The organism is Synechococcus sp. R5-15, from assembly GCF_047462035.1.
Classification (GTDB): Bacteria; Cyanobacteriota; Cyanobacteriia; order Thermostichales; family Thermostichaceae; genus Thermostichus.
Genome location: NZ_JANSIK010000186.1, coordinates 1 through 12,447, shown reverse-complemented (window position 1 = coordinate 12,447; position 12,447 = coordinate 1). Strand labels below are relative to the sequence as shown.

Sequence of the window (12,447 nt, the reverse complement as noted above, 5' to 3'; positions counted from 1 at the left end):
AGAGATAGGCAGGATGCGATCGCTTCTTTCCTGAACCATGTTCAGGAGAGTTCAGCGTGAATGTATCAGGCTCAACAAAGTACCTCAAGTCATCTAGGGAAGACTGCTCGACGAGTAGTCCTGGGATCCAGACTGGAGAGAGCGGCGGGCCAGCTTGGCATAGGTCTTCACCGTCTCGTAGGGCATCTCCAAATCAGCGGCGATCTGTTGTAAGCTCTCTCCACCTTCGCGGCGGGCCAGGATCGTCGCCCACAGTTGGGCAGTTTTTTCGGCGCGGGATCCCCCTTGTCGTTGCCGCTGGCTGAGAAAGAGGGCGCTCAGCTCCTCGATCCGCTGGGCCACCTGCTCTTCCCGGGAAGGGACAGGGGAGGCGGGTAGCTCTTCGGCCAACCAACCCAGGCGGGTTTGCCCTAGCCCAAAGGGGGTTTTGTGGCCGGTGCCGCAGTAGGGGGCAAGGTGGATCAGGGCTTGGAGCTGCTGCTGCAACAGCTCAGGCGCACGGGAGGAGACAGCCAACTGCACACAGCCGATGAATCCCGTCACGGATCCCTGGCGACCTGCGGTGGTTTTCACCGATTCCAGACGGTGCCGCTGGATGATCACTTCCCCATCCACCCAATCCAGAAAAGGCTCCGCCTCGATGGGCAGACCGGAAAAATCGTTCCAACGGCGCAGATAGCTGTGGAACAGGTTGCGAGGGATCGGCAGCGGCAGATGGTGGCCCCGGTGGCGAAAGCTGGTGGGCGAGACGAAGGAAAGGCTCCAGGAGCGGGGGGAAAGAGGCTGCTCCAACAGTTGACGATAGGTGCGCGGGGGGATCGAGATCTGCCATCCCAGGATCTGCAGCGGGGATCCCCGCAATTCCAGCCAGGTGGGCAGCCGTTGGCACCACCCTCGCAGCCACTCCACCACCGGCGGGTTGAGGCCGGTGATCCACCAGCGGAAGGGGAGATGAGGCGGGATCAGCGGTCGCCCCCCCTGCTCGCGGAACGGCCCCATCAGCCGGGAGAGGGTAAAAGGTTTCTCCGATTCTCCATCGTGCAAATAGGCCGATAGCTGCGGGTCTGTCTCTTGCACCTGGCTCAAGAACCAGGCGTGCAGCCCTTTGGCATAGTGGGGATCCAGCAGGTAAGACCGAGGAGCCTGAACTTCCAAGGTGATCCCCACCAACTCGGATCCCGTCGGCCACTTGCCGTTCGCTTCTCTATCAGCAGATGGCTCTGAGAAACTCAGCATAGGCACAGCCCATTCCCAGTCCACAGCAACAATCAACACAAAACCCAACTTTCCATTGAGAAAATTTTAGAAGGGATCCCTTCTTATTGGGTTTACTCTCGAATTGCCCGTTGTACAGGCAGAAAAAATCTCACAATCTGAAGAAAGCCTTGAAATCGTCTGCAACCCATCGCACTCGATCTATACTGCTAGCAAGCTAGAGGACTGAAAACCATGAGGCGAGAGCGTTTATCGGATATGGCTGAAACAATCGGTAACCTCAATGGCATCTCTCGGCTTGATTCGATCGATTACCCACCCAACCGGCAAACCCTTTTTTGAAGGGCTTTGGTCTTCCGCGAAGGATTAAAAATCGAGGCCAATTGCCCCCAGCCTTTAGGGATCTGTCCGTCGCAGCCGATGGAAGCCCTGTCCAAGACTTGTCTTCCTTTTTCGCATTTCGCAGGTGCTGCTCATGACCCCTACTTCTGCTCCCTCTCCCGTTCCTGTTGCCTTGGCCTGGTGCCTGGCGTGGGGAGAACAGCGGGATCCCCAGTTTGCCCTGGAGACCTTGCAGCAGATGCGGGCCGCCGTTCGCGCCGACAACGAGGCCGGGATCCCAGAAGAGCTACGGCCCATTTTGGCTCAGGTGCGCCAATTTCAGGAGAGCATGGCGGCGAAGACCTTTCCCAGAACCCCGGCGGAGCTGCAATCCCGCTACCCGGAGCTGTGGCAGCAGACAACCCGCATCGGCTTGGTTTACGGGGGGGCCACCAAGATCAAGAGCTATGTCTTCGAGTCGGCCAAGCTGTCGGAAATCCGCGGGGCCTCCGCTTTGTTGGATCGCATTAACCTGGTGGATCTGCCCGCCTTTTTCGGGGATCCCGAGCAAACCTACCTGGGATGGGAAGGTTTGGGGAAAGAGTCTCAAGCAGAGCTGAGGGCCTATGTGGCCGAGCAGATCCGGCCTTGGCTGCAGCAGCACTACCCGGCCTTGGCGCAAGCCCTGATCCCGGAGCTCATCATCTACTCCACCGGGGGCAATCTCCTGGCCTTTTGCCCGGCGGCCCATGTGGACGATCTCTGTGAGGCCATCGAGCGGCGCTACACCGAAGAAACCCTCACCGCTAACGCCTGCGCCGTGGGATCCGCCTTTCGGCTGCTGGAACTGCGCTACGGCCTGTTGCGGGATCCCATCGAACGCACCCCCTGGCTGGATTGGCTGGCGCAACACAAAACCCATCCCCTGGTGAGAGCCTATTTTGGGGATGGCAGCGAAGCCGGATTTCAAGACCGCAAAAGTTTCAACGAGTTGGTGGGTTACCTGGCCGCCCGCTTCAACCACCGCCGCAACGGCAATCCGGATCCCGGTCGCCCCAGCCGCGCCCATCCCGCCTTTTTTGAAACCCATCCCTACCTGCGCCGCGACAGCACCGACCGTCGCCCTGCCATCGCCAAAGCCGACCTGGTCGATCAGCCCTGGCTCTCGGAAGCCACCGCTCGCAAAGCCCTGGTGGGTCGCCAGGCCAAGCGCATTGAAACAGGCAAGCAAGGGTGGTTCCGCAAGTTCCCCACCTGGGATCCCGGCTTTGTGGAAAGCTGGGTAACGCGATTTGCCCGCTTTCTCAACTCTCCCGCCGGCGAGCCCTACCGGGAGCGCTATTTGCAGCCCCATCAGGGATCTGTCCAGGGGATCGGCGAGGCCCAATCTCTACGGGAAGTGGCCAACGCCAGCCTGGGCAGCCAGGGCTTTGTGGCTTACCTTTACGCCGATGGCAACGACATGGGGGGCTATGTGCAGCAGATCCAAACCCCAGAAGCCTACCGACAATTTAGCCGGGATGTTTCCGAGGCAACGGAAAAAGCCGTTTACCACGCCCTCGCCCAGCACCTGCAGGCCCATCGGCTGCACGGCCTATCCCCAGATCCGGAAACCGGCAGAGACCGCAACGGCGAGTGGATCCACCCCTTCGAGATCCTGACCATCGGCGGAGACGATGTGTTGGTGGTGGTGCCTGCCCACAAAGCCCTGGAAATTGCCGCCACCTTCTGTGAGCAGTTTGAGCAGCTCCTGCTGGACACCTCGGCAACCTATGCAGCTCAATCTTCCGGCAAGGTGCCTCACCGCTACCCGGCGGCAGATCGGAAGCTCTGTCGGCTCTCCGCCTCGGTGGGGGTGCTGATCGCCTCGGAAGACACCCCCATTTACTACGCCGAAAAGCTCACCGAACAACTGTTGAAATCCGCCAAGAGCTACGCGAAAAAGCTGAAGCCCAAAGACAAGGACTGCTCTGTGGCCACCATCGACTTTCTCTCGTTGAAGTCGGTCGCCCTGGTTGTCTCCAGCATCCAGGATTTTCGTCGGGAAGCTCTGGAGATCCGCCAGAACAGCCACACCCTCAAGCTCTACGCCGGCCCCTATACCGTCCCGGAAATCCACGGGTTGCTGAGAACGGTACAAGCCCTGCAGGAGGCCAATTTTCCTCGCTCCCAGCTTTATCAGATTCGCAGCTTCTTGGAAAAAGGCAAACGCACCGCCACCCTCAACTATCTCTATTTCCGCAGCCGCCTGGGCAAAAAGGGGCAGCCGCTGATGGAGGCTTTTGAGCGCACCTGGTGCAAGGCCAAAACCAACGACGGCCACCTTCCCCCCTGGATGTATGTTGAGCCACAGGTATCCTCGTCAACGCCAACCTATGAAACCATCTGGCGGGATCTGGTGGATTTGTACGCCTTTGTGCAAAAACAGCCCCAGGCCGAGGGTCGGCCCGTTCTGGCGGAGGTGGAGTGATGGTGAGACTGGCAGAGCTGCCCCAAGCGGGGCGAACGATCACCTCTATCCCTTTGAGGGCCACCCTCGCCTCTGCCCTGGCGGTGGGAGCCGGCGGCTCCAGCGGCTCCCTGGCGGATAAGCCCCTGCTCAAAGATGCCTTTGGCAGGCTGATCATTCCCGGCTCCCAACTGAAGGGGCGGCTGCGCCACGAGTGCGAGAAACTGGCCCGTGGCCTGGGCTGGGCCATTTGCCGCTCTCCCGACCCAGAGCGCATGTGTCCGCAGCGGGAGGGCAGCGCAGGAAATTTCCACCGCCCCGAATACCAGGTGGAGGGCTACGCCGGATCCCATTGTCTGGTCTGCCAGATATTCGGCAATCCGGCCCTGCCTGCCCGCCTGTGGGTGGAGGATCTCGTCTGCGAGGTGCCGCCAGCAGCTCTGGAACCAACCCTTCGCCCTGGGGTCACCCTCAACCGCCGCCGCCGCACCGCCGAGGATCAGCGGCTCTACCTCATTGAGACCTCTCCCGCGGCTGAGCTGACTTTTTCCGGATCCCTGCAGCTTTTGCCCGATTGCCCTTCCTGGGGCAAAACTCTCCTGTTGGCGGCCCTGCACCACCTGATCGCGCTGGGGGGCAGCAAATCCGCAGGTTTGGGCTGGCTGCACTGGGATCCTGGATCCCTGCAGGCTCTCCAGCCCACCGCAGCCGATTGGGCTTTCTTGGCCCAGGGAGGGAGCTGATGGAAGCCATTCAACTCACCCTAACGGCTCAGTCTCCCTTGGCCATCGGTCGGCAAAAGCCGGGCGGCTCCATCAGCGAGGCCCAGGATTACATTCCCGGCAGCGTGATTCGCGGTGCTCTGGCCGACCTCATGCTCAGCCAAACCCAACATCGCCCTGCCGAGGCGCTGGAAGGAGATTTGGCCGCCCTGTTTACGGCAGCTCGGCCTGCTGTGTTTACCCACGCCTATCCGGGATCCGGCAGCAAGGTCTTGCCGGCCACGGCCTTCAGCTCGAAAAACAATCCCGGCTTCCGCTCAGAGGCGGGCAAAACGGGGGTGTTCGACACGCTCCTGGATCGCTTCTGCTCACAGCGGCTGGGGATCCCGTTCGATCCCACAGAGCCGGACGGTTCCGGGGGAAGAGTGGAGCCCTTCGGGGGGTTCTACAGCCAGCAGGAGTCTGACCTGGGGCCCCGCTACGAACGAGCTGCTGTGTCCAAACGCCTGCTCACGCGGGTGGGGATCAACCGCCGCCGCGCCACCGCCGCCGACCAGATCCTCTACAGCCTGGAGGTGATCAACGAGGGCCGGGCCGGGCGAGATGGGAGCTTGCAGCCTTCCCTCTTCAGCGGCCACATCTATCTGCAGGATCGCGAGCTGGCGGCAGCCCTCGCCGGCTACCTCAACACCCACGCCCGCCGCTTGTCCTTGGGAGGGGGGGTGTCGCGGGGGCTGGGCCGGGTCAGCCTTGCCGCTCGACACCTGAGGGCCCCGAAGCCCTCCCTGGCTGAGCGGGTGGCAGCCTTTAACCAAAAGCTGCGGCAGCGCTGGCAACAATGGCAGGTGTTTGGGGATCCCTGGCAGCCCCTTCCGCCGGAGCGGCAGTATTTCTCCATTGGGCTGCAGTCGGGGGCCATTCTCAAAGAGCGCTGGCAACGCACCACCGTGCTCACCCCCCAGATGCTCCAGGAAGAGGCCAACTGCGAAGATGGATCCCTGGCTTTGGAGCTGGCCTTCAGCAGCTACGCCTATGTCTCCGGCTGGAACGCTGCCTGGGGTCTGTTCAAAGATGTAGAATTGGTAACCACGCAGGGCAGCGTCTTTCTGCTGAGCACCACGCAACTGGAGCGTTGGATCCCGATTTTGGCGGAGATGGAATACTGGGGGATTGGCGAACGCACTGCTGAAGGATTCGGCCAAATCGAAGTTTGCAGTCCGTTCCATCATCATTTCTGGGAGAACCCGCTATGACCTTCGCCACCAGCGAGATCACATCGGAACAAGAGCTCAAGATCCAACGGCAAATCCGGCTGGCCGAAGATGATCTGGTCGCCAGAATTCAAGCCGCCTTGGATAACTTCAGAGGTCTCAACAGATTGGAAGAGGCCCAATATCGCAACCTATTGCACGTGGCAACTTCCACCGAAAGCTCAGAGGTGATCAAGAACTTTTTGCGCTACCAGGTGGGGCGCGATAACAAGTGGGGGCGGGGCAAAGACTCTTTGGCAGAAGCCATCATCAAAGACATCGACAACTGGATTCATCAAAGGGCTATAGCCATCGCCAGGGAAGCCGGAATTGAAAGAGCATCCCCCAAAGTCAACGAGATCAAAATTGACTTGATTCGGCGCTACCTGGGCTATGGGGCCCGCTACCTCAAGTACAAGCGAGAGGGAGGAGGATCCTAGACCGTGACCTACAGCAGTTTTACCCTTGAGAGAGCCATTTCGACCTTTCAGCTCAGGTCAAGAATCATCCATGGCCTGTTTGCAGAGGTTCCACCGACTGAGTGCTCCGATTACTTGAAAATAACCCTAGATCGCTATCTCGGCTTGGCCACCTCGGTCAACAGCGAAAAAGCCCGCTCCGAGTTTATCATCGCCCCTGTGCTGGGAGAGGTGAAGTACCTATGTCGGGATCAAATCTCGCTGTTTTCCGGCAAGGAATTCAACGTGGATCCCGAGAGGGGGTTGGTGGGCCTATGCGACTACATCATTTGCCTATCCCCTCTCCAACTCTACATTCAAGATCCGGTGGTGATTATCGTTGAGGCCAAAAAAGAAGACTTGATCGGGGGTCTGGGCCAGTGCGTTGCCGGTATGGTGGGGGCACAGGTCTTTAACAAGAACTCCAATTCTCAAGTAGACAGTGTCTATGGAGCAGTAACCTCAGGAACCAACTGGCGATTTGCAAAACTCGAGGGTGACCAACTCTTTATCGATGACAGGGAGTACTTTATCTCAGAAATTGCTCAGATCCTAGGGATCCTCTTGAGTTTTATTAAGGGCTCCGTCTCGCTTCGGGAATGGCAAACCTCTGCAGTACAAGCCTTAACTTGAGCAGCCATTTGAGGGAACAATGTTCGACGTTTTCAAAAACCGCTTGGAAATCACCGGCACCCTCACCACCGTGACCGCTCTGCACATCGGGGTGGGCCGCTCCACCGAACCCATCGGCTCGGATTTGCCGGTTCTCAAGGATGCGCTGGGCCGTCCGCTCATTCCCGGCTCCAGTTTGAAGGGGGCGATGCGCTCTCGCCTGGAAAGTTTCTTGCGGGGCATCAACCCAGAGCTGGCCAGGGATCCCGGCGAATTGACCAGCAGCGAGCAATTTCAGATCATCAACCAAATTAAAAATGACTACAAAGGGGACGATGCGGCTCTGACTCAAAAGCTCATTGAGGCCACCGACTGGGTCTCGCAGGTGTTTGGATCCCCTTGGTTGGCCGGCAAGGTGCAGATCCGAGATTTGCCCGTGGTGCCGGAAGCCTGGTTTGGCCAGTACCAAGAGCGGGATGGCGTGGCCATCGATCGGGATACGGAAACGGCGGCAGATGGCAAGCTGTACGACTTGCAAGTGGTGCCTGCCAGCACCCCCTTCCGGTTTCATGCCGTCGTCGAAAATGCCGAGGAATGGGAACTGGGCCTCTTGGCCATTGGCTTGCACCAATTGGAAACGGAACAGATCCCCCTGGGAGGGGGGCGCTCCCGTGGCTTGGGGGTTGTCCGCCTGCAGATCTCGGCAATCTATTGGTTCGACTCGGAAGGGGATCCAAGACGGCTGCTGGCCTACCTTCAAGAGCTGGTGGCCGGATCCCGACAGCCGCTCAGCCCGGAGCAGGCTGCCGCTTTGCGCCAAGACTGGGTGGAAGCCCTGGTTGCCAAATTAACAACGGCCTCTCAACGGCAATCGGTCGGCCCCCGCCGCTAGCCCTATTTCATGTCAGGAGGGATCCCGATGGTCTTCATGGACTCTACAACGGTTGGCGATACGGTCAGCGTTTTCCACCCCTATCGGTTGACAAACTGGACAGACTGCTTGCCGCCCCAAGCCCCTCAACCAAAAGCTCCTGTTCTGGTGTGAAGGATCCCAGGCTATGCACAAACGCTACGTTAACCATTGCACCCTCTGCCTCACCCTCAAGCCCGATGGCCCTGTTCTCATCAAGGCGGGCAAAGAAGGGGCTGACCCGACGAAGCCGGATATGGAGTTCGTCGAAACCTATCACGGCGGCGGGCGAACGGTCTATTTTCCCGGCAGCTCCCTCAAAGGGGCAATTCGCGCCCATGCGGAGCGCATCGTCCGAACGGTGGGCAGCGACAGACGTCCTGAGGGGGGAGGCTTCAAACTCTGGGCCAGCGATCCCCTCGACCAAAAGGCCAATCAATGGCTGGAAAAAATTGAAGAGCCCCACCAGGTTTACGCCCTTTCTTCCTTTACGGATCAGATGTTCGGCAACACAGCCATCGCCAGCCGGGTCCGCATCGAAGATGCCTATCCCAAGCCGGGAACCCCTCTGCGCCTGGAGGAACGTAATGGGGTGGCCATCGACCGCGTCTTCGGCTCAGTGGCGGTGGGGCCGTTCAGCTATCAAGTGTGCGTAGAGGGATCCTTTCAAACCAAGATCCACCTGAAAAACTTTACCCTGGCCCAACTGGGTCTGCTGGGACTGGCGTTGCGGGATCTGGATGAAGGCTGGTTTGGCATCGGCTTTGCCAAGTCCCGCGGCATGGGCACCGTTCGGGTTGAGTACGAGTGGGCGGTGGTGGACTATCCGGGCTGCCTGGTGGATGAGGCAAACGAGCAGATTCGACTGCTGGGATCCCCCCTGACCTGGCCACAGGGATCCCTGTTGGGGGCGGGCGAATTTTTAACCCCCGAAGAGGCAGGCAAATACGGCTTCCCCAAACCCGATTGCCAAGCGGTGCCGGTGGGAGCGGAGCCAATGCCTTTGGGATTTGGGGCGCGGCTGACCTGGGATCAGACGTCTGAGGCCAAGGTGGAACATCTGCTCGCCACCGCCGTAAACAGTTGGGCCAAACTCCTGCAAGCGGAGGCCAAAGCCGTATGAAACCAGCCTACGTCGCCTCCCTCAAGATTCAAGATGGGGCAGAGTCCTCGCTTTCCCAAGTGCTCTCGGCTTGTTTTTCCACTTCTGAAAAAACCTACTCCTTTCTGCGCTGGCCCCATCGAGTCAGCGGCATTCAGGTGGGGATCCCGGCGGATCCCGTCTGTCCAGAGGGGCAAGTTTTCTCCCAACAAGGGGAACTGCGCTGGAAAAGCACCCCCCACGGCTGGGATCTGCTGTATCTGGGGATCCAAGCTCCCCCGGACTCCTTTATCCCTCTGCCGGGAGAGTGGCGGTGGGAGGATCACGCAGCCGACCTGTACGGATCCCAAAATCGAGAAACCCGCTTTCCCAAGCCCCTCAGCCATCCCCAAGATCTCAAGGTGGGCCAGCGCTACTTCCGAGATGAGCGAACTGCCCGCGTTCACTTTATTGCCCTGATTCCGAGGTGACCATGACCCCCCAAGGCCCTCGCCCATTGCCCAACCAGGCCGCATCTGCAAGATCGTCTGCCGGCAACAGCAGTCGAGTTGGAGGCAAACCAACCGTGTTTCCCAAACCCTACGAGCTGATCCCGTTTCCCACCCAGCGCCCCACGCTGGAGCGGCCCGCCGGCCACGCCCAGTTCCATCCCGATAGGTTGCACGGCACCCTCTTCCTCACCCTAACGGTGCAGACTGCCGTCCACATCTCCACCGGCCACTTGGCCTTGGGCAGCGATGTCGGGGTGAAAGGGATCCCGGTGCTCAAAACCATGACCACCACTCCCAACGGAAGGCTTAAAATCCAGGGCAGCTCCCTCAAAGGGGCCATCCGGGCCATGTACGAGGCGATCACCAACAGCACCCTTGCGGTGATGACGAGCGAGTACAAAAATCAGATCCCCCCGGAGCGGCACCCCTGCCGCAACAAAGAGCAGCTTTGTCCGGCCAGCCGCGTTTTCGGTGCCCTGAACTGGCAGGGATTGGTGGAGTTCAGGGATGCCATTGCCACCGGCACCGGATCGGGTGGCGGATCCCTGCCCCCGCTGTACTGTCCTCGCCCGGATCAGTGCAAAGCTTACTTTAAAAAGGAAAACGGCAAAGTCATTGGACGCAAGTTCTACTACACCCACAAAAAAGCTTTGCAGGGCAGTTCAAGGGGAACACCCACCCAGCAAGCGATGCAAAACACGGTTTTCAAAACCCAAATCCATTTCAAAAACCTCACCCCTGCTGAGCTGGGCACCTTGCTCACGGTCTTGGGGCAGGATCCCAAGCATTCCATGCTGCTGAAGGTGGGGGGCGGCAAGCCCGTGGGCCTGGGATCCCTGCAGGTCACCCTCGACAAGATCGAGCGGCCCGGCAACCTAAAAGATCGCTACAGCCGCTACGATCCCCCAGAAGCCGATACCCTGGAAGGAAAACGCCTCCAAGCCTTTGTGCAAGAGCAAATTCAAGCTGCCGAGGGCTACATCTTGCCCGAACAACTCAAGCGATTGGCCGCCATCCTGAGTCCCACTGCTCTGCGCGAGCCGCCCACCGGAGTGTACTGAGGGTTCCCCCATGCTGTCAGACTCTGTCGATCTCAGCCCCCAATCTTGGGATCTCGCCCACGGCATCGCCCTGACCTTGGCCAAGGAAAGGGTGGATGTCAGCGAGTTGAGCAAATGCGTCGCCTATCTGCGCTCGGTTGCCCATCACCCTGACGCGGGATCCCGCTTTTTCCGATTCACCGGCGAGCTGGTGCGGGAAAATGGCCTATGCCGTACCCAACAAACCAGAAGGTACCATCAGCTCATTGACGAAACCTGCAAAAGGTACTTGCAACCTCTGCAAGACAGGCCGGCGGAGATGCTGCAGATCCTGGGCTGGGCAGCCCGGCTGGCTTGCTACTACAAGGATGGAGGGATCCCCATTGGCGAGATTTCACCACCTCAGGGATCCCAACCCAACGACAACTCCGGTCCCAAGGACTCCGTTCCCCAAGGGGCGGGAAACAAATCCCAGGACGACAGACAACAACAAAACCATCAACACCAACAAGACCAGGCCCAGCATCAGGCCCGCAAAGCCCACTTCCAGACCGGGCAAAAGCTGAAGGCCACCATCACCAACATCAAGGGCAACAAAGTCACCTTCCAGATTCTGGACACAGACACCAAGCTCACCCAGAAGGAGCCCGGACGGGCGGGATCCCTCTCGGTGGGGCAAGAGGTGCAGGTGGAAGTTCTGGATCTAAAGGAAGATGGCAGAATCCGCAAGGCCAAGCTGCTCTGAGCACAAAGCGGAACAGAGCCCTCGAAAAGTTTGAGTTAACCGGCCATCCATGCAGACCATCATCATGACGGTGGGCACCTCCTTGCTCACCAACCTTGACAAAGACCTGCAGCCGCAGCGCCCCTGGCTGGGACAAAAAACCATTGGGGATCCGGAGCAAGCGCTGGCCTGGATGAAAAGAACCGATCTGGAGCTGATCAGCGCCGAAACCAACACCTACTTGCGGCTGGATCCCACCTCGAATGATGCCTTGATTTTGCTGCACTCAGAAACCCCCGACGGATTGGAGTGTGCCCAGATTTTGAAGCTCTTTTTTGAGCAAGAGCTGGGTCAGCAGCAGGTCTCTTTGGTTCCCCTTCCCGGCATCAACTATGAGCTAGAGGGACCCTCACTGGAGCGGATGGCCGAGCTGTTGAAACAGTTGGCAGAGAGCGCCAGGGGGATCGTCACCTTTGCCGCTACCGGCGGGTTTAAAGCCCAAGCCATGATCATGGCCGTGGTGGGCAGCCAATTGGGGGTCCCGGTTTGCTACATCCATGAGCAATACAAATCCCTGGTCTACTTGCCCTACCTACAGCCGCAAGTTCAGCCCCGGATCCCACGGGCAGATCTCCCCGATTCAGGCCGACCTCGCTCCGAAGTCATCCAGCTGCAGGTCGACAGCAGCCACCACCGTCCTCGCAGCTGGGTCAAGGTGGAAAAACTCCTGCGAGACATTCCCTGGGTGGATCTGGTTCGATACGATCCACACGCCTACGCTGCCCCCAAAAACAGCGTCAAAGCCTCAAACCGCAAAACCGAAGATGGCCACCACATTCTGTGGATCCACCTCCACGAGAGCCAGGACACCCACCTCGCTGTCAGAGTAGAAACCACCGGCTACACCCCCGAGCACCTAGAGCTGGCTGCCACCGAATTGCGGCAACGCTTGGGCCGTCTGCTTTGAGTGTTTCCATTAATTCCACTTCCCCGAAGGGAAGCGACTTCCGCCGATTATAACCCTTGCCCAGAGCGGGATCTAGGGGCCTAGATCGACAGGGTCTCGTTTAAGGACTCCGTCCCGCTGGCGCGAAAGGACTCCGTCCCGCTGGCGCGAACGGCTGCAATTTCCCCTTGTTTTTCCCCGCCGAGA

Annotated in this window: 12 protein-coding genes; 11 read left to right on the top strand and 1 reads right to left on the bottom strand. The window is 59.4% G+C overall.

Features of this window, described 5'->3' with window-relative positions:
• Positions 1-93: 93 nt before the first annotated feature.
• On the bottom strand, positions 94-1,275 hold the full coding sequence (cas6, locus tag NW839_RS13305; RefSeq protein WP_011432245.1) for a CRISPR-associated endoribonuclease Cas6: 1,182 nt from the start codon (positions 1,273-1,275) through the stop codon (positions 94-96).
• 415 nt (positions 1,276-1,690) lie between these two features.
• On the opposite strand from cas6, the gene cas10 reads away from it, so the two are divergent.
• From cas10 to NW839_RS13250, 11 genes are all read left to right on the top strand, one after another.
• Complete coding sequence (gene cas10 / locus NW839_RS13300) at positions 1,691-4,006, top strand: type III-B CRISPR-associated protein Cas10/Cmr2 (protein ID WP_414350464.1); 2,316 nt, start codon at positions 1,691-1,693, stop codon at positions 4,004-4,006.
• Complete coding sequence (locus tag NW839_RS13295; RefSeq protein ID WP_011432243.1) at positions 4,006-4,728, top strand: RAMP superfamily CRISPR-associated protein; 723 nt, start codon at positions 4,006-4,008, stop codon at positions 4,726-4,728. The genes cas10 and NW839_RS13295 overlap by 1 nt, the downstream gene beginning before the upstream one ends.
• Positions 4,728-5,960 (top strand): CRISPR-associated RAMP protein Csx10, encoded by a 1,233-nt coding sequence (gene csx10, locus NW839_RS13290; RefSeq protein ID WP_414350461.1) that lies wholly within the window; start codon positions 4,728-4,730, stop codon positions 5,958-5,960. The genes NW839_RS13295 and csx10 overlap by 1 nt, the downstream gene beginning before the upstream one ends.
• Complete coding sequence (locus NW839_RS13285) at positions 5,957-6,397, top strand: hypothetical protein (protein WP_414350459.1); 441 nt, start codon at positions 5,957-5,959, stop codon at positions 6,395-6,397. The genes csx10 and NW839_RS13285 overlap by 4 nt, the downstream gene beginning before the upstream one ends.
• Positions 6,398-6,400: 3 nt before the next feature.
• Positions 6,401-7,048, top strand: a complete 648-nt coding sequence (locus NW839_RS13280; RefSeq protein WP_414329367.1) for a hypothetical protein — start codon at positions 6,401-6,403, stop codon at positions 7,046-7,048.
• Between the two features lie 19 nt (positions 7,049-7,067).
• Complete coding sequence (gene csx7, locus NW839_RS13275; RefSeq protein WP_011432239.1) at positions 7,068-7,919, top strand: CRISPR-associated RAMP protein Csx7; 852 nt, start codon at positions 7,068-7,070, stop codon at positions 7,917-7,919.
• Between the two features lie 166 nt (positions 7,920-8,085).
• A complete protein-coding gene (locus NW839_RS13270) occupies positions 8,086-9,060 on the top strand; it encodes an RAMP superfamily CRISPR-associated protein (protein WP_414350458.1) in 975 nt (324 codons plus the stop codon).
• Complete coding sequence (locus NW839_RS13265; protein WP_011432237.1) at positions 9,057-9,509, top strand: hypothetical protein; 453 nt, start codon at positions 9,057-9,059, stop codon at positions 9,507-9,509. The genes NW839_RS13270 and NW839_RS13265 overlap by 4 nt, the downstream gene beginning before the upstream one ends.
• Before the next feature lie 95 nt (positions 9,510-9,604).
• Complete coding sequence (locus tag NW839_RS13260; protein ID WP_414350456.1) at positions 9,605-10,591, top strand: RAMP superfamily CRISPR-associated protein; 987 nt, start codon at positions 9,605-9,607, stop codon at positions 10,589-10,591.
• A gap of 10 nt (positions 10,592-10,601) precedes the next feature.
• Complete coding sequence (locus NW839_RS13255) at positions 10,602-11,315, top strand: hypothetical protein (RefSeq protein WP_414350454.1); 714 nt, start codon at positions 10,602-10,604, stop codon at positions 11,313-11,315.
• A 49-nt stretch (positions 11,316-11,364) separates the two neighbouring features.
• Entirely contained in the window at positions 11,365-12,261 is an 897-nt protein-coding gene (locus NW839_RS13250; protein WP_414350452.1) for a putative CRISPR-associated protein, read from the top strand.
• Positions 12,262-12,447 lie beyond the last annotated feature (186 nt).